This is a genomic window from Aminobacter sp. J44, from assembly GCF_007829415.1.
Classification (GTDB): Bacteria; Pseudomonadota; Alphaproteobacteria; order Rhizobiales; family Rhizobiaceae; genus Aerobium.
The window spans coordinates 63,578-82,054 of the sequence record NZ_VLJG01000011.1; the positions used below are offsets into that span (position 1 = coordinate 63,578).

Annotated in this window: 13 protein-coding genes; 9 read left to right on the forward strand and 4 right to left on the reverse strand. The window is 65.7% G+C overall.

All coding sequences use genetic code 11. The annotated features are described in order from the left end of the window. Nucleotides 1-194 precede the first annotated feature (194 nt). Nucleotides 195-917, reverse strand: a complete 723-nt coding sequence (locus tag L610_RS05935; protein ID WP_144703382.1) for a hypothetical protein — start codon at nt 915-917, stop codon at nt 195-197. Nucleotides 918-1,112: 195 nt separating this feature from the next. Between L610_RS05935 and L610_RS05940 the strand changes: the two genes are divergently transcribed. Next, nucleotides 1,113-1,796 (forward strand): MOSC domain-containing protein, encoded by a 684-nt coding sequence (locus tag L610_RS05940; protein WP_144703385.1) that lies wholly within the window; start codon nt 1,113-1,115, stop codon nt 1,794-1,796. A 3-nt stretch (nt 1,797-1,799) separates the two neighbouring features. Here L610_RS05940 and L610_RS05945 read toward each other — a convergent pair whose 3' ends face one another. Next, on the reverse strand, nt 1,800-2,768 hold the full coding sequence (locus tag L610_RS05945; RefSeq protein WP_144703388.1) for an AraC family transcriptional regulator: 969 nt from the start codon (nt 2,766-2,768) through the stop codon (nt 1,800-1,802). 300 nt (nt 2,769-3,068) lie between these two features. Here L610_RS05945 and L610_RS05950 point away from each other — a divergent pair, with 300 nt between their 5' ends. The 7 genes from L610_RS05950 (at nt 3,069) to L610_RS20450 (ending at nt 17,226) form a co-directional block, all read left to right on the forward strand. Further along, nucleotides 3,069-3,641 (forward strand): sigma-70 family RNA polymerase sigma factor, encoded by a 573-nt coding sequence (locus L610_RS05950; protein ID WP_246658932.1) that lies wholly within the window; start codon nt 3,069-3,071, stop codon nt 3,639-3,641. 426 nt (nt 3,642-4,067) lie between these two features. Next, on the forward strand, nt 4,068-4,973 hold the full coding sequence (locus tag L610_RS05955) for a helix-turn-helix domain-containing protein (protein ID WP_144703394.1): 906 nt from the start codon (nt 4,068-4,070) through the stop codon (nt 4,971-4,973). 364 nt (nt 4,974-5,337) lie between these two features. Beyond that, complete coding sequence (locus tag L610_RS20310; protein ID WP_144703397.1) at nt 5,338-10,491, forward strand: BapA/Bap/LapF family large adhesin; 5,154 nt, start codon at nt 5,338-5,340, stop codon at nt 10,489-10,491. Between the two features lie 137 nt (nt 10,492-10,628). Beyond that, nucleotides 10,629-12,842, forward strand: coding sequence for a type I secretion system permease/ATPase (locus L610_RS05965; protein ID WP_144703400.1), 2,214 nt, complete (start codon nt 10,629-10,631; stop codon nt 12,840-12,842). Between the two features lies 1 nt (nt 12,843). Further along, a complete protein-coding gene (locus L610_RS05970) occupies nt 12,844-14,037 on the forward strand; it encodes an HlyD family type I secretion periplasmic adaptor subunit (RefSeq protein ID WP_144703403.1) in 1,194 nt (397 codons plus the stop codon). A gap of 22 nt (nt 14,038-14,059) precedes the next feature. Beyond that, nucleotides 14,060-16,840 (forward strand): Mur ligase family protein, encoded by a 2,781-nt coding sequence (locus L610_RS05975; RefSeq protein WP_246658933.1) that lies wholly within the window; start codon nt 14,060-14,062, stop codon nt 16,838-16,840. Then, entirely contained in the window at nt 16,801-17,226 is a 426-nt protein-coding gene (locus tag L610_RS20450) for a glutamate ligase domain-containing protein (RefSeq protein WP_246658934.1), read from the forward strand. The genes L610_RS05975 and L610_RS20450 overlap by 40 nt, the downstream gene beginning before the upstream one ends. Before the next feature lie 33 nt (nt 17,227-17,259). Here the strand turns inward: L610_RS20450 and L610_RS20720 are convergent, their stop codons facing one another. Next, nucleotides 17,260-17,385: a hypothetical protein gene (locus tag L610_RS20720; RefSeq protein ID WP_256366540.1), complete on the reverse strand. Its 126-nt coding sequence runs from the start codon at nt 17,383-17,385 to the stop codon at nt 17,260-17,262. 20 nt (nt 17,386-17,405) lie between these two features. Next, nucleotides 17,406-17,582, reverse strand: a complete 177-nt coding sequence (locus L610_RS20165; RefSeq protein ID WP_186441358.1) for a hypothetical protein — start codon at nt 17,580-17,582, stop codon at nt 17,406-17,408. 97 nt (nt 17,583-17,679) lie between these two features. Between L610_RS20165 and L610_RS20170 the strand changes: the two genes are divergently transcribed. Beyond that, a complete protein-coding gene (locus L610_RS20170) occupies nt 17,680-18,243 on the forward strand; it encodes a hypothetical protein (protein ID WP_186441360.1) in 564 nt (187 codons plus the stop codon). Nucleotides 18,244-18,477: the final 234 nt, after the last annotated feature.

Consider the following 18,477-nt stretch of genomic DNA (forward strand, 5'->3'; position numbering starts at 1 on the left):
AAAGTAACATCGATGGGGCTGAGAAGCTACAGAGTGCGCGGTCGCGTTGGAAAGGGCGCTGGGCTGCGCCGGATGAGGAACGCTCAGGCATAAAAAAGAGGCGGAGCGTTGCCGCTCCGCCTCTGGTGGCCGGATGCGCAGGGCCGCGCGCATCCAAGCCGTCTCCGGACTGTGAATAAAGCCCGAAGTGGCCGTTAGTAGGACTGAACCTTCGAGCAGAGCTGCTCCATGCTGGCCATGTCCGGCGCCGCGGTTGCGGAGGTATCGCCAGCCGTGCTGCCGCCAGCCGAGCCGGTGGCGCCGGTGGTGCTGGAGGTCGCGGTGCTGTCGGTGCCAGCCGCTCCCGAGCCCGCTGCCATGTCGGAGCTGGAGCCGGTTGCGCCGCCGCTGGTGTTGCTCGAGGTGTCGGCGCTTGCCGCCGTGTCAGTCGAACCGGACGTTGCGCCGCCGGTCGTGCTCGACCCCGAGCCCGAAGCTGCCATGTCGGACGAGCCGCTGGTCGCGCTGCCCGTCGAGCTGCCAGAGCCGGAGCCCGAAGCGGCCATGTCGGAGCTGGAGCCGGTCGCACCGCCGCTGGTGTTGCTGGAGGTGTCTGAGCCCGCTGCCATGTCCGACGAGCCCGTGGCGCCGCCGGTTGCGCTGCCGGCGCTTGCAAACTGCTGGCAGTCGGCGCGCAGGGCGGCCTGCTTCTCGGAGTCCATCGCGTCGAAGGCGGCGCGGAGCTCCTCGTCGCTGCGCAGCGAGCCGTCATTGAAGAAGGCGTCCTGAGCGGACTGATCCCACTGGAAGCCCGCGGCTTCCGAGCTGCTGCCAGCCGCGCCCGTCGTCGTCCCGGTCGTGCCGGACGCGGTCTGCGCAACGGCGAGGCCGCCGGAGACCAGGACGATGGCGGTTGCAGTCATGAGCTTGCTGATCATGGTCGTTTCCTTCCTGTTGTGAATTGTTGTTGGTCTTCGAATTGCGTGGACCCTCCGAACATGGTCCCCGGTCGAATGTTCCAGCGCCGGGCGATCACAGGTGATGGCGGCGCGAAATTTGCGGGGAAACGCGCAAACTCATTCCGGCGGGAACGTGCTATGGCGGGAAGGTCACCGAGTCGACTAAGGAGAAGCATGATGCGCGTGACGGAAATCCTTGCCGGCAAGGTCGAGCCGCTTGGCGAGCGCCAGGCGCCGAGCGCGATTGCCAAGGTGCCGGTGACGGGAAAGGTCCGCGTCGGCCCTGAGGGCCTCGAATGCGACGCGCAGGGCGACCGCAAGGTCCATGGCGGACCTGAGAAGGCAATCCACCACTACGCCTTCGACCATTATGCCGCCTGGCGCGCGCGGATCGGCGACAATCCGCTGCTGCAACAGCCGGGCGCCTTCGGCGAGAATTTCTCCTCGCTCGGCCTGACCGAAAAGGACGTGGCCGTCGGCGACACGTTTCGGCTTGGCAGCACCGTGCTGCAGGTGAGCCAGGGCCGCCAGCCATGCTGGAAGCTCAACTACCGCTTCGGCGTTCCTGACATGTCGATGCAGGTGCAGCAGAGCGGCATGACCGGGTGGTACTATCGCGTGCTCGAGGCCGGCGAAGTTGAGGCTGGCGACGAGCTCTTGCTCATCGACCGGGTCGAGCCGCTCTGGACCATCGAGCGGCTTTGGCGCGCACTGTTTGTCGACACGATGAACCTCGACGAGCTCGCAGCGCTCATTGCCGCACCGCATCTGCCGGAAAAGCAGCGCATCTATGCCGAACGCAGGCTCGCCACCCGAAAGGTCGAGAGCTGGAAGAAGCGGCTCACCGGGAGCGAGTAGAGTTTACGCGTCCTCGGCTGTCCTTCGCCGGTAGTGGCCGGGGGTGACACCGAAGCGGCGGCGGAAGGCGGTGACGAAATTGGTCGCCTGGCCGTAGCCGACGCTCCAGGCAAGCTGCTTGAGCGGCACGTCGAGGCCTTCGTCGAGCATGCGGCGGGCAAGGTCGAGCCGCGCGTCGCGCAGGAAATCGAACACGGTCGTGCCATAGAGCGCGCGAAAGCCGGCATTGAGCCGGCGCGGCGACAGGCCGACCGATGCCGCAAGCTCGTCGAGCGTCGGCGGATCGCGCAGCTCTTCGATCAGCCGGTCGCGCGCCCGCCGCACCCGAACCATTTCGCGCGAGGGGGGCTCTGCTTCGCCGCGGTCCGGCCCTGCCAGCAGGTCGAGGTGATGCGCGGCAAATTCCAGCGCCTTTGCCTGCCGGTAGAGCGCCTGCATCGCTCCGCCATAAGCCGGGCGCATCAGCTCGGCTGTGAGACGCCTCAGCTCCGCCGTGATCGGCAGCGACAGCGCATGGTCGCGCAGCCGCCCCTCGAGCCCGGCCCTGACGAGCGGCGGCAGTTTCATGTCGCGGCCGATCGTCTCGATCGCCTCCGCCTCAAGGCGCAGCGCAACGCAGGTCCACTCGTCGTCGGCGTGAACCTCGTAGGTGACGGACCGGTCGACCGGCGTCATCGAATAGGCGCGGCCCCCGTCGCGCCAGTCCTGGGTTTCGGCAGCCTCCAGCCGCCACGAGCCACGCCCGCCGACGAGGCAGCCGAGGATGATACGCCCGCCGGCAAAGGGCGGCGTCTTCGCGAGCGAAAACGAGCCCCTTCCGCTTGCACGCACGCGGTAGACGAAAATGCCCGGCATCACCGGGATCTCTTCCATGAAGGCCGAGAGCGAGCGGTTGCGGAAGTCGGCGCGGCGGGCGAGGTCGAAATCATGCGAGACGGCGCAGCTGCCGCTCGTGAAGTCCCATCGCTCCATGGACTGCTCCTCCCCTCGAAAGCGCGCGAACGATAGCTGCAGCGTTCCTTGCGTCAACGAAGGTGGCGGGGAAAAGGCTTATGCGCAACGGAAAAAGACTATGCGAGACGGTCGCGCGGCACATGATGTGCGATTGTATACTGCGCCACCGGCGAGCGCGCTGCTTCTTCTTCTACCTGTATTCAGGCCCTGCTTCTTCTTTTCTGATCACATTTATCCGCGCGGCGGAACTTCGCAGGCTCCCATGCATTGCGCGACATGGGGCAGAGGGGCAGTCCACACGCGCACAGGGAGAAAACCGTGGCCGGAGAGACTGATCACGCGACTGCGGCCGCGAGGTCGGAGATCGTCGACTTGATACCGGCCCTGCGAGCATTTGCCCGTACCTTCTACAAGGACCCGTCAGCCGCCGACGATCTAGTCCAGGAAACGCTGATGCGGGCGCTGGCCAGCATCCACCAGTTCCGTCCCGGCACGGCGATGAAGTCGTGGCTGTTCACGATCATGCGCAATGCCTTCTACACCAGAATCAAGATCGAAAGCCGCGAGGCGCCGGGCGCGGCCGACTGCGCCTCCTCCCGTCCCGCCACCAACGCGACCCAGGAATGGTCCGCTCGCGGGCGCGAGATCGCCGAAGCGATCGACCGGCTGCCCGAGCAGCAGCGCGAGGTGATCATGCTGATTGGCGTGCTGGGCGTCTCCTACGAGGAGGCCGCCGACATCTGCCAGTGCGCGATCGGCACCATCAAAAGCCGGCTCAACCGCGCCCGGCTTCGCTTGCTGGAGGAACTCGGCGAGACGACGCCCGGCGCTTCATGGGAGCAGGACCAGGCGCACCCGATCGAGTCTTTACCGGGCAGCCGCCTCGGCTGACTGGCCGGTTACGTTCCGTTGCGGCACCATCCGGCGCCGAGGTCTCCGCAGGCATACTAACAGTTGCTAATGAAACCGGCGCGGCAAGCCGAGGGTTGTTTTCAAGCAAAAATTGCCGTTGCGTAACATCGCAAGGGCCACTTTTTTACGGCCGCTCACTCGTTAAGCGTGCGTCGCAGCATCGATTTAAGTAATTGATTCTATGCCGCAATATTTTGTGATTTCGCAAGTGCGAACGAATGTGTGTATCGCACGGTCGCTTGCATCACGGAAATGTCCTATCGCGTCCCGGAAATAGAAAAGACGCCCAGCCATCACTGCGTAACCTTGCCTGTCTGAGGGGCGGGTTTTGAGGAGCGCACAGGCCGCACAGCGACCGTGTTTTGGCGTTTCCGCCGCCGTCAGGAGCAGGGGGTAGGTCAGACATTGGAGCGGCTGTTAAACCGCGAGTTCTCGATCACCGAAACGCACAGTTTCGAGAAGGAAGAGAATTTCGCCATTCGCAAGACCAGCGCTGGACTCGGCTGGCGCCTGGCATTCATGTCGGTGCAGGAAGAAGGACCCTACAAGGCTTCCTTTCCGCCCAGCCCGGACATTCTCATTTGCATTGTCAACTGTGGCTATTTGCGGGGCCGAATTAGCGTCAACGGGTGCAAGCATTCGCTGGATGGCGGCCCGGGCAGCGTGATTATCATACCGGACAAGCAGGCGTTTGACGTGTCCGTGGAGTCAATCATCGGCACGACGCATTTCTACATCCGCCGCCGTCTGCTCGACGAGGTTGCGCAGTCGATCTTTGGCGATGACCTGCCCGCGCCGCCCATCCGTTTCACGGCCACGACCTTCGACCCCGTTCTCGAGCAGCTGTGCAACGCCGTACGCAAGACGCTCGACGATCCGGACGTGTCCACTTCCTATGTGAACTTTCTCGTCAAGGCGGTGGCGGCCTACCTCGTCAAGAACCACGCCGGCGAGCGGCCCGAGGCCCCCCATGCGGGCAAACTCACCGCCAGGCAGTTGCGCCACATCCGCGAGTTCATCGACGCGCGACTGGGCGAGCGCCTGACATTGGCGCAGGTCGCCGACGAATTCGGCCTCAGCGCCGACCATTTCGGCCGCGTTTTCAAGCAGTGCGCGGGGGTGACGCTTTACCAGTTCATCATCCGCTGCCGGGTCGATCGCGCCCGTCATCTCCTCGAGGAAACCGGCATGCCGATCATCGAGATCGCGCAGGAATGCGGCTTTGCCGACCAGGTGCACCTCACCCGCGCGTTTCGCCGGATAGTTGGGACGACGCCCGCCGCTTATCGCAAAGCGTGCAGCCGCTCTTAACTTTCGATCAACTGTGATGTTCACATTAGAGTGCGCTCACGGAAATGATCAAAACTGCGCGCCAATCAACAAGACTGCGCCAGCTGCTTCGTGACAGAAAACTCGGACAAGGTGTGTTTGGGTAAATCTCTTCACGGGACGATCTTCGGGGCGCAACTTACGGAATAATGCAGGCGATATACCAACTGTATACATGACAGGCACGGGTTTGGACTGGGGTGGGATCGTCCGGACTCTCCAATGTAGACAGCAAGACGGATTCGCGCGGCTTCTGGGGCAGTTGCCGCGGTTGCGTTTTGCGCATCCTCGCCCACCCGTAGGTGTCCTCCGCAACGGACCGTAAGTCTGTAACGGAGCAAGGCACATGCCAGCGACAATCACGACCAAGCAGAGCGGCCAGGTCTCTCAGGCCCCGCTGGATCATATCGAACTTTCCGAAGCCAGCGTCGTCACGCTGCGCCTGTCGCCACGCAACGTTGCAGCCATTACGCGCGATGGCCACGACCTCGTCGTCGAGACGAAGGACGGCAAGAAAATCCGCATCCGCAATTTTTATCCCGAAGACGGCGTCGAGAACGAACTCGTCCTCAAGGATGACGATGGTCGCCTCTGGCTCTACGAGGGCGATGGCACCGAATTCGACTTCGCCGAAATAACCGACGTCGACCAGCTTGCGGGCGATGACGGTCTTGCCGGCGCCCTGCTCGCGCTCGCGGGCCTGGGCGGACTCGCCACCATCGGCGCCGGGGGCAGCCACGCCGGCACACCTGACGATTCCGACGCCGATGCAGACAGCGACGCAGATGCTGACGCAGATGCCGATGCGGACGCCGATGCGGACGCCGATGCCGATGCCGACGCGGATGCCGACGCGGATGCGGACGCCGACGCTGACGCCGATGCGGATGCTGATGCAGACGCTGATGCTGATGCAGACGCAGATGCTGATGCGGACGCCGATGCCGACGCCGATGCGGATGCTGACGCTGATGCCGACGCTGATGCAGACGCCGATGCGGATGCAGATGCCGACGCGGACGCAGACGCCGATGCCGACGCCGATGCAGACGCCGACGCGGACGCAGACGCCGATGCAGACGCTGATGCTGATGCTGATGCAGATGCAGACGCCGATGCCGACGCCGACGCGGATGCCGACGCTGATGCAGACGCCGATGCGGATGCAGATGCCGACGCGGACGCAGACGCCGATGCCGACGCCGATGCAGATGCCGACGCGGATGCCGATGCCGATGTCGATGCGGACGCCGATGCCGATGCGGATGCAGATGCAGACGCGGATGCCGACGCGGATGCCGACGCTGATGCCGACGCTGATGCGGATGCCGATGCGGATGCAGACGCCGACGCCGACGCTGATGCCGATGCCGACGCTGATGCCGATGCCGATGCGGATGCGGATGCTGACGCGGACGCCGACGCCGATGCCGATGCTGACGCTGATGCCGACGCCGACGCGGATGCAGACGCCGACGCCGATGCTGACGCCGATGCAGATGCAGACGCCGACGCCGATGCTGACGCCGATGCAGATGCAGACGCAGACGCAGACGCTGATGCGGACGCCGATGCCGATGCGGATGCCGACGCTGATGCCGATGCCGATGCGGACGCCGACGCGGATGCCGACGCAGATGCCGATGCGGATGCGGATGCCGATGCTGACGCCGATGCCGACGCCGACGCAGATGCCGATGCGGATGCTGACGCGGACGCGGATGCCGATGCCGATGCCGACGCAGATGCCGATGCGGATGCCGATGCTGACGCCGATGCCGATGCCGACGCGGATGCCGATGCCGATGCAGACGCAGACGCCGATGCCGATGCCGATGCCGATGCGGACGCCGACGCAGATGCCGACGCCGATGCCGATGCGGATGCTGACACCGATGCGGACGCCGACGCCGATGCGGATGCTGACGCAGACGCCGACGCGGATGCGGACGCGGACGCTGATGCTGATGCCGATGCGGATGCCGACGCAGACGCCGATGCGGACGCCGACGCCGATGCCGATGCCGATGCGGATGCAGATGCTGACGCTGACGCTGACGCCGATGCTGACGCCGATGCTGATGCCGATACTGACGCTGACGCAGACGCAGACGCCGATGCCGATGCCGACGCCGATGCTGATGCGGATGCAGATGCTGACGCAGACGCAGATGCCGACGCGGACGCAGATGCCGATGCAGACGCCGATGCTGATGCCGATACTGACGCTGACGCAGACGCAGACGCGGACGCCGACGCCGACGCTGACGCCGATGCGGATGCAGACGCAGACGCCGATGCGGACGCGGATACCGATGCGCCGGCGGCCCCGACTGTCACCGTCGCTGGCGATCGCGTCACGCTGCTGATCGAAGGCGAAGCGGGAGCGACCGCAAACGTCTACGACACCAACAACAACCTCCTGGGTTCCGTCGTGCTGGACGAGAACGGCCAGGGTTCAGTCACAGTGGCGCCGAGCAACGGTTTCGATGCTGTCGTCACCCTCACCGACGCGGCGGACAACGAATCCCTTGAGACGCCGGTGACGCTGCCAGATTCGCTGGCGCCGGACGCGCCGGAGGTGACGGTCGGCGAGGACGGTCTCACGCTCGACATCGACGGCGAGCCAGGCGCGACCGCAAAGGTCTACGACAGCAACGGCGATCTCATCGGCACCGTGGTGCTGGACGGGGACGGCCACGGCACGGTTGTTGTGCCGGCAAGCGAGGGCGGCAACGCCTATGTGACCCAGACGGACGCGGCCGAGAATGAGTCGCTCCGGACGCCGGTCCCGCTGCCGAACACCTTCATTCCGGACGCGCTGGAGATGGTCGCGGATGCGGCGGTGCTACAGGACACGGTGACGATACAGCCCGAAGCTGATCCGTCCAGCGACAGCCAGTCGGTAACGTCGCTGCTGACGCTGGGCCTCCTCGGCGACCTGGTCGACCTCGACATTGGTTCCGGCCACCCGCTGGTCAAGTTCGATGTCGGCACGGGCAATAACGAGGTGGTGCTGCGGCCGATGGTGTCGGGCGTGGTCGATCTCGAGATCCTCAGCAAGTTCGTGATGTTCATCGAAGTGAAGGACGAGTACGGCCGCTGGGTCCGTTACGAGACCGACGAGCCGAGGATCGACGACGGCCTGCTGCGGCTCGACCTGCTCGGCTTGCTGGGCAGCGATGGCTCGGTGGTCCTCACCGACTTCCCGGCCGGCGAGTACCGCGCGGCACTCGTGCCGGATCCGACGCTGCTCGACCTGTCGCTGGTGCAGACGCGCGCCCTGTCGGTCACGGCAACTGACGTGATGGAGACCCACGAGGTCGTGGCGCTCAGCGCGGCAGAAGGCAACTTCCTTGACGCGGCAACAGCGGGCGCCAATGCGGAGCTGATCGTCTCGAAGGTGACCATCAACGGCACCGAGTATTCGGTGCCGGACGAAGGCGCCACCATCAACGGCACCTACGGCACGCTGACCATCGCCCCGGACGGCACCTACAGCTACGAGGCCAATCCGGCCGCGGGTGCCGGCGTCGACAACTTCACCGTCACGGTGAAGCAGCCGCTGACGGGTGCGGAGGTCGAAGGCACGCTGAGCATCGGCGCGCAGATCGGCACAGGTACGCCTGAGGCCGTCATCGACGCGGTGGACGTGGTCGATGGCGCCGAACTGGTCGTGAAGCCGGCCTGGTCCGATGAGCCGAAGCACGACGTGGGTTACACGCTTCTGGAACTCGTGGGTGCGCCTGTCGGTTACCTGCCGAGCTTCGAGTTCACCGTGGCGGAGGGCCAAAGTGCCTTCGTCTCGATGGAGGCGACGTTCTATACCGTCCTCGGTGTCGGCACGACAGGTCGCATCACGGTGTCGAAGTGGAACGGCACGGCGTGGGAGACGCTGAGCAACAATGTCGACGGCGGTCTTCTCGACCTGCTGGGCGCCTCGGGAACCGATGTGAAGGGCGCTGCAGAGTTCACCGAACCTGGTCGGTACCGGGTCCAGGCAGTGTCGCAGGGCGTGCTGGGCGTCAGCACGAACATCACGATCGACGGCCGGGTCATCACCTTCGATCTCGACGAGGTCGGCGGCTACGACCAGGTGGCGGCACACGGCAACGTCATCGAGGCGAGCGACGCCGATGCGACCACGCTGGTCACCGAGGTGAACGGCCAGGCGGTCACCGGCATCGGTGAAAAGACGGTCATCGTCGGCCAGTATGGCGTGCTCGAGATCGACGTGTACGGCAACTACGTCTACACGCCGACCGCTGCGGGTGCCGGCATCGGGCAGGTGGAGCACTTCACCTACACGATCCGCAACGCCGCCGGTGTCACCGACACGGCAACGCTGCACATCCGCATCGACAGCCCGGATGTTGGCGTCAGCTGGCCGAACTGGCCGGACGATCCGACCCGGCCTGCGGTGATCGGCGTCGTTGCCGATGACGATACCGCATCGGCGGCCGTCAACAGCGCCTACAAGGTGACGACGGGCGGACCTGCCGAGCACGCCGAGTCCGCCGTCATGACGAACGGGGTGCAGACCCGCACGACAACGCTGCAGTTCACGGTCGATCCGGACACGCAGGCGAACGTGCTGATCAAGGCGCTGTCGCCGGGCAACACGGTCAACAATGTCGACTGGACGATCACGGTTACGGATGCCGGCGGCAATGTCGTGGCAACGTTCGGCAAGACTGAAAGCACCGGTGGGTACTGGGCCGGCTTCACGCTGAACAAGACACTGAGCGACTTGGCTGCCGGTACGTACACCGTCACGGCGACCTACAAGGCCAACTCCAGCATCGGGGCGGTCAATGGCAGTGCGCCGGATACGGTCGAGCTCGATTACAGCTTCGTCTCGGTGACGCATCTCGACGAGTATGTCGCGGATTCGGCAACGCCGGTTTCCGGCAACGTCCTTGCCGACGACACGCTGGCTTCGGTCTTCACCAAGTTCCTGGTGCAGGACGAGAACGGCGACTTCGTCGAGGTGACGGAGGCGAAGACCGTCACCGGCGAGTTCGGCACGCTGACCATCAATCCGGATGGCAGCTACACCTACATGCCGAATGCGGATCTCGATGCCATCAACCAGGTGGACCAGTTCACCTACCGGCTCGAGCATCCGAACGGCACCACGTCGGATGCAACGCTCGCGATCACCATCGAGAATGGCACCGGCCCGTATGTGCCGCCGGAGCCGATGATGATGGCGATGTCGTTCGGCGGCGACGATGTCGTGCCGCTGGGCGAGTTCGGCGACTTCGACGGCGACGACGTGCCGATGGGCGCGCTGTCGCTCGGCGAGGACGACCTGTTCGACCTCGGCGACGGGGAGGGCGATCTCGACCTCGGGTTCGACGACGACGAGGACACGGTCCCGGTCTCCGGCTCGCAGGAAAACGGCACCGACACCGGCGACACGCAGCCGGTCGAGGATCCGTTCGTCTTCATCGAAAACCCGGACGACGACGACCTGACGACCCACCCGATCATCTGACCGGCGTGACAGAAAAAAATCCGGCCGGGGCTTCCCGGCCGGGCAAAACGAACCGGTCTGCCGCGATGCAAGGGTCACGCGGCGGACCTATCCGAAACTCAGCGAAGCGGGGGCACGCGAAGCTGAAGGACAAGAGGATGAAGATCGAAGCGTCCGGGAGCACCGGCGGCGGGGGGAGCAGCTTCGACGCGGAAGGCTGGATTGCCGCCTTCTGCTACGTTGCTCAGCACTATGGATTGTCAATGTCGGTGCAGGGGCTGCGCCTCTCCTCCGCATTCTCGACCAGCGACAGGCCGCAGACGCGGATCACTGAGCTTGCGCGCGGTGCCGGTCTGCGCGTGCGCTTCATCGACCCCGCCACGTCGCATGTGACGAGCTGGCAGCTGCCGGTCATCGTCGAGCTGCGCAACGGGCAGGTCGCCGTCGTCGTCGCGCTCAGCGACGACGAGCAGGCCGGCGTCGTCTTCTCCGATGTCGACGACCTGCAGCCCGTGCCGGCGGAAAAGATCTTCAGCCAGGCGCGCGCCATCATCGTCGCGCGGCCGCGCCGATCGATCGCCGACGCGCGCGTCGACAGCTACATCAAGCCCTATGAGGAGAACTGGCTGCGCCGGCTGATCCTTAGCGCCAGGGGCTCCTACTTCCACGTCATGATCGCCTCGCTGGTGGCGAACGTGCTGGGTCTGACCGGCATCCTGTTCTCGATGCAGGTCTACGACCGCGTCGTGCCGGCGCAGTCCTATCCGACGCTCTACGTGCTGTTCGGCGGCATGATGCTGGCGATCTTCTTCGATTTCGTCATGCGCAAGACGCGCTCGGGCGTGATCGACATCATCGGCAAGCATATCGACCTGCGCCTGTCCGACCGGATCATGGGCCACGCGCTGCGGGTGAAGAACCGCGTGCGGCCGCAGTCGACCGGCTCGTTCATCGCCCAGATCCGCGACATCGAGCAGGTGCGCGAGATGCTCACCTCGACGACGATCACGGCGCTGGCGGACCTGCCGTTCTTCTTCCTGTTCCTCGGCGTGTTCTGGTACATCGCCGGCCAGCTGGCGCTGATCCCGCTGGCCGCGCTCATTGTCATGCTGTTGCCCGGCATTCTCGCGCAGGGAAGGTTGCGCCGCTATGCACAGTCGGCGATGCGGGAAGGCTCGCTGCGCAATGCGATGCTGGTCGAGGCGATCCAGGGCATCGAGGACATCAAGACCCTGCAGGCGGAAGACCGCTTCCAGCAGCAGTGGAACCACCTCAACCAGGTCACCGGCGAGGCGCAGCTCAAGCTGTGCGCGCTGACGAGCGGGCTCAATGCCTGGACGCACTGCGTGCAGCTCGGCGTCTATGCCTGCGTCATTTTCTTCGGCGTTCCTTACGTGATCGAGGGGACGATGACGACCGGCGCGCTGGTCGCCGCTTCGATCCTGTCCTCGCGCATGATCGCGCCCATGGCGCAGGTGGCGCAGCTGACCAGCCGCATCCAGCACGCAAGGGTGGGGGCAAAGAGCCTCGACCAGATCATGCGCATGCCGATCGACCATCCGCCGAGCGAAACGCGCGTCCATTGCGACGCGATCGCCGGCGCCTATGAGCTGAAGTCCGCCGTGTTCCGCTATGGCGACGAATCCTCGCCGCCGGCGCTGTCGGTGCGCAGCCTTCGCATCCGCCCCGGCGAAAAGATCGCCGTGCTGGGCAAGAACGGCGCCGGCAAGTCGACGCTCTTGCAGGCGTTATCCGGCATGCTGGAGGCAAGCGCCGGCGAAGTTCTGCTCGAAAACCTCGCCATGCAGCACATCGACCCGGCTGATGTGCGCCGCGACGTCGGCCTGCTCACGCAGGACGCACGACTGTTCCACGGCACGCTGCGCGACAACATCCTGATGGGCGCCCCGCGCGCGACGCAGGAGCAGATGCTTGAGGCGCTGGCGATGGTCGGCGCCCACGAGTTCATCCGCAAGCTGCCGAAGGGCCTCGACCACATGATCCTCGAGGGCGGGCTCGGCCTGTCGGGCGGGCAGAAGCAGGCGATCCTACTGGCCCGTCTTCTGGTGCGTCAGCCGCGCGTGGTGCTGCTCGACGAGCCGACCGCGGCGATGGACGAGGCTACCGAGCGCCACTTCATCCGCGAGTTCGGCGAGTGGGCGAAGGACAGGACCGTGGTGATCGCCACCCACCGCATGCGAGCGCTGGAACTCGTCGACCGCATCATCGTCATCGAGAACGGCCTGGTCGCGCTCGACGACGAGCGCGAGCGGGCGCTGCTCGTCCTGCGCGGCATGAGCCAGCAAGGCGGCAAGAAGGGACGGCCCGACGGCGCGTCGAAGATCAACCATGAATCCGGCGTAGAGGTCTGACATGACCGTGACGAACGCAGACGCCGACTACATCTGGACCGAGATCGAGGGCGACCGCGCGCGGCTGCGCCGGTCGCGCCGCATCATCTGGTGGACCGCGCTCCTGCTGATCATGGGGCTCGGCTGGGCCTATGTCGCCGCGCTCGACGAGGTGTCGACCGGAAGCGGCCGGGTGATCCCGACCATGCGCGAGCAGGTGATCCAGTCGCTCGAGGGTGGCATCCTCGCCGAACTCAACGTTCGCGAGGACCAGATCGTCGAGGCGGGCGAGGTGCTGGCGCGGCTCGACCCCGTCAAGACCGAGTCCAATGTCGAGGAAAGCGCAGCCAAGTACCGCGCCGCGCTCGCAAGCTCCGCCCGCCTCTTTGCCGAGGTCAGCGGCACCGACGTCGTCTTCCCGCGCGAGCTTGACGACTACCCCGAACTCAAGGCCTCCGAAATGAAGCTCTACGAGGCGCGCAAACGCGGCCTCGAGCAGACGCTGACCTGGATCGACGAGTCGACACAGCTGGTAAAGCGCGAGCTGGAGATCAACGAGACGCTGACCAAGATGGGTGCGGCCAGCACCGTCGAGGTGATCCGCCTCAAGCGCCAGCTGGCGGAGCTGGAACTGAAGGCGGTCGAGACGCAGTCGCAATATGTCGTTGCCGCGCGCGAGGAACTCGCCAAGGCCAATGCCGAGGTGCAGGCGCTCGCCTCCGTGGTGCGCGGGCGGGCCGACGCGCTCACGCGCCTCACCATCCGCTCGCCGGTGCGGGGCGTCGTCAAGAACATCGAGGTCAACACCATCAACGGCGTCATCCCGCCCAACGGCAAGCTGATGGACATCGTGCCGGTCGACGACCAGCTGATGGTCGAGGCGCGGATTTCGCCGCGCGACATCGCCTTCATCCATCCGGGCCAGCGGGCCAGCGTGAAGATCACCGCCTACGACTATGCCATCTACGGCGCGCTCGAAGGCTCGGTCACCTCGATCTCGCCCGACACGATCCAGGACGAGACCGACCCGAAGGTGTTCTACTACCGCGTCTTCATCGAAACCGCTGCCGACGCGCTGGTGAACAAGGCCGGCAAGCGCTTCCCGATCACGCCGGGCATGGTGGCGACCGTCGACATCCACACGGGCTCCAAGACGGTGCTCGAATATCTCACGAAGCCGTTCAACAAGGCGCGCGAAGCGCTGCGCGAACGCTAAGAAGGCCTGAACGGAAGCCGCGATGCTGATGCCTGACCGGGAATTTGACAGCCGTCTCGCGCGGCTTCGCGGGGCGGGGCAGGCGGCGATGAAGCCGCTTGCCGCCCCGCATCCGCGCTTTGCGCAGTTCCTTTCGGTCAGCGACGGCGACCGCCGTGCAAAGATCGTCGGCGGCACCGGCGACGATTTCGACGCCGCGTGGGCGATGGCTGCCGGCCGCCTCGCCGAAGTCATGGCGGCGCAGAACATCACCGGCAGGTGGCTGCGGCTCGACTGGGTCGAGGATGTTCAGCCCATGCGCTGGAAGGAGTTTCGCGCGCTGCTTGCCGGCATCAAGCGCAACTATTTCCGCCATGGCCTCGCGCTCGACCGCGATCTCAGCGTCGCTTTCCTCGAACAGGAACTAAACGCCAATGCCATGCTCTATGGCGGCAACGCGGTCTTTTCGGCAGTCGTCAACGAGAAGAACTTTTCGCTCTACGCGCGGACGAAATTCCCCGAGTTGCCAGCTGTCAACTTTGCCGACGACGGCGAGGTGTTCGTCCTTTCGACCGCCGGCGCGTTCTCGGCCGAGACGGGGGAAAGCTTCGCGCTCAACCCCTCCGGCCCCGACGCCAGCCGCCGGCGGATCGACAGACTGACCGAAGACGACGTTCTCTTCCTGATCCGCAACTCGTCGGACTATCTTGCCGGCGAGGTGCAGGAAGATGGCCGCTTCGTCTACGGCTACCATCCCTGCTTCGACCGGCGCATCGAGGCCTACAACGCGCTGCGTCACGCCAGCTCCACCTATGCGATGATCGAGGCGTGGGAGGTGACGCGCGACGAGCAGCTGAAGGCGGCGATCGACCGCTCGCTGGGCTATGTCAGCCGCGAGCTCGTGCGCGAGGCGAAACTCCCCGACGGCAGCGAGGCCGCGTTTCTGGTCGAAGCCAATGGCGAGGTGAAGCTCGGCGGCAATGCCGTCACTATTCTTGCCCTTGCCAAGTACAGCGCCGTAACCGGTTCGACGGATCTCCTGCCGCTCGCCGAAAAGCTCGCGGCCGGCATCCGCTTCATGCAAAACCCTGAGACCGGCGCCTTCGTCCACGTGCTCAACTTCGCGGATCTTTCGGTGAAGGATGCCTTCCGCACCATCTATTACGATGGCGAGGCGGCCTTCGGCCTGATGAGGCTCTACGAGCAGACGCGGAACCCGGCTCTCCTTGAAACCGTCGAGAAGGCGTTCGGGCATTTCATCGCCGCCGAGCACTGGCGCCACCACGACCACTGGCTGAGCTACTGCGTCAACGAGCTGACGCGCTACCGGCCGGAGGAACGCTATTTCCGCTTCGGCATCCAGAATTTCGCCGACTACCTCGACTTCGTCATCGAGCGCATCACAACTTTCCCGACGCTGCTGGAACTGATGATGGCGGCCGAGCGCATGCTTTCCCGCATTGCCGGGAACGCGGAGCTGAAGCACCTGCTCGGGCTGGTCGATATCGGCAAATTCTACCGCGCGCTCGAGACCCGCGCGCACTATCTGCTCAACGGCCATTTCTGGCCGGAGCTGGCGATGTACTACCGCAACCCCAACCGGATCGCCGGCTCCTTCTTCATCCGTCACCACGCTTTTCGGGTACGGATCGACGATGTCGAGCATTACCTGTCGGGGTTCGTTGCTTACCTCCGCTATCTGCGCGAGGGAGAAGCCTCCCGCCGCGCTGTCGAGATGGCGGCGACAGAAGCGCAGGTTGCGGCGCCGCAGGAAGCCGAAACCGGGTGGACGGCGGACAACGTCGCCGCCGCCACCGCCGGCGAATGGATCGTTCCTCCGCCGGAAAACTGGCGCGCGGCGGGGCTGTCGACCTATGCGCCGGCGATGCAGCCGGGCAATCTCGTCGTGGTTCGCCACGGTGACGAAAAGGTCGGGATGCTGCTCTCGGTCGTGAAGCGGATGGATCCGCCGCCAGCCGGCGCGATCACCACCGGGCATACCGCGGAAGACCTGCCCGGCCTGCCGCTCCTGAAGGTGCAAAACACCGCCGAAGCGGTGCTGGCGATGGGCCGCTATGCCCGGGCCCACATGACCGGCAAGGTCGTCGCCGTCACCGGCAGCTCCGGCAAGACGACGACGGTGGCGATGGCCGCGCATGCGCTCTCCGCATGGGGCCCGGTCTGCAAGAGCGCCTTCAACGCCAACCTGCCGCATGGCGTTGCCTGGAACCTCGCCTCGATGCCGTGGGACACGCCGCACGCGGTACTGGAACTCGCCATCGGCCGCATGGCCGTCAGCGCCCGCATGGCGCAGCCCGACGTCGCGATCTTCACCAACATCGCGCCGGCGCATCTCGGCGAAAAGTCGACGCTGGCCGACATTGCCCGCACCAAGAGCGCGATCTTCCTCGGCATGAAGGAGGGCGCGACCGCCGTGCTCAACCGCGACATGGCCGAGTGGGAAACGGTCTTCGCGGCAGCTAAAGCCCGCAAGCTGCGGGTGATCGCCTATGGCGCGTCGGAGGAATGCGACGTCCGGCTGCTGGCCTTCGATCCGGCGACCCGCGAGGTCCGCGCCCGCCTGTTCGACCGGGAGCTGACCTACCGCATCGGCTCCCCCCCCCCCCCCCCCCGCGGGCCCACCCCCCCCCCCCCCCCTCGTCCGCCCGCCACATGGCGGTCAACAGCCTCGCCATCCTGTCCGCCATCACCGCGCTCGGCCACGAGCTGGAACCCGCCCTTCCGCTCATCGAAAGCTTCTCAGAACTTCCCGGCCGCGGCGAGGTGTTCGAGCTGTCCCTCAACGGCCGCGCGATCCGGGTGATTGATGATGCCTACAACGCCAATCCGGGCTCCATGGCGGCTGCCCTCGAACGGCTTTCCGGCGAGCCCGGCCAGCGCCGCGTCGCGGTGCTTGGCGAAATGGCGGAACTCGGCCCCGCCGCCGAAACCTACCACACCGAGCTTGCTTCCCTGATCGCCACCTCCGCGATCGATCGGGTCCATGTCTGCGGCGATCTCTATCGCGCGTTCTGGGAAAACCTTCCCGCATCCAGACGCGGCACCTTCGCCGCTTCCCTCGATGACCTGCGCGAAACCCTCCTGCGCGACCTCGCTTCCGGCGACGTCGTCCTGTTCAAGGGCTCGCACAGCACGAAGATGCACCTGCTGGTTGGGTGGCTGAAGGAAAGGGGCGCTGCTGCCGGCTGACGGGCAGGGAGGGACGTGTGGAACCCAGGCCGGCTAGTTGGCTTCCGTCTGCGTCTCGGCGGGCGGGTTGTCGGTGCTTTCGGGCTGAAGGTTCATCACCACCGCGATCAGCACGATGATGACGACGAAGGCGAGAAGCATCCAGGATTTTCCGCTCATGTCATCTCCAGCTCAACTGCTCAGCCGGCGCCGCCGACCGGGGTGGTAACCTTGCCGCTGCCGCCGCAGTCGGGACACTCGCGCCCTTCGAGGCGGCCGGTGCCGGCGCATTTGCGGCAGACGTTTTCGGCGGAATAGGGCGTGCCGTCGGGCACGCGGTCGGAATTTTCCCTCTCGGGCGTGTCTGGGTCCGGCATGGCTGAGCTCCCTGATCGCGCCTAATCGCCACTGCCTGCCAATGTTCCCCGCCTTCATCGTCCGGAACATTGACGGTTGCGCGCGGTTCGGCGGCAGATGAACCCGAAGAGGCAGACGATGAAGAAGATGACGATCGGCGCCGCCGTGCTGGCGCTGGGACTGGCGCAGGCGCTTTCCAGCCCGGCGTGGGCGCAGGACGACACCCAGACGAATACTGCCGCCGGCAAGACCGGGCGCGTCAGCGTGAGCGGCACCGGCAGCGACACCGGCGCGCTGCCCGCCGAGTGGGATGGCGAAATCGGCGACGCGCTGTTCCTCGACACCGGGGCCGGCACGTTGCGGCCAGAACCCGAATTCCGCGAGAATTTCGCAAGGCTCTCACCCGAGCAGCAGGCCGCCGTGCGCGACCACTGCGCGAAGAGCGACACCCGGTCGGGCGAGGGGAGCGACGCGGCAGCGGCCGGTTCCAGCAGCGGCGCTTCTCCATCCGGCAATCAGGCCGCCACGGGCGGCACGGGCGGCACGGCCGGGCAGGGGGCAACTGCTTCAGACGCCGGGGCCACAGCGGCTACGGCCGGCAGCGGCGCAGCGCCTGTCGAACCCGATGTCCCGCATGGACCGCTCATCCGCCTCTGCGAGTGGGTGGCGAGCATCCGCTAGGCGCAGCGTTGATGGGGGCGGGCGGCGCCGAGCGTGGCTATCTCCATCGGTTAGGCTTAGATGTTCCGGCAGGTGTCCCGGATCAGGCTCGGGCGGTGGCAATCTGAGGGCCGTTCATGCGGCGCGAGCCGAACTGTCGTGCGCTTCGCCCAGGCCCGCCTGTGCTTTTCCTTCCGCTCCGCCTGACAGGTACTAGCGCAGGATCCTCCCCTGCGAAGCGGGGGAGGTGGCGCG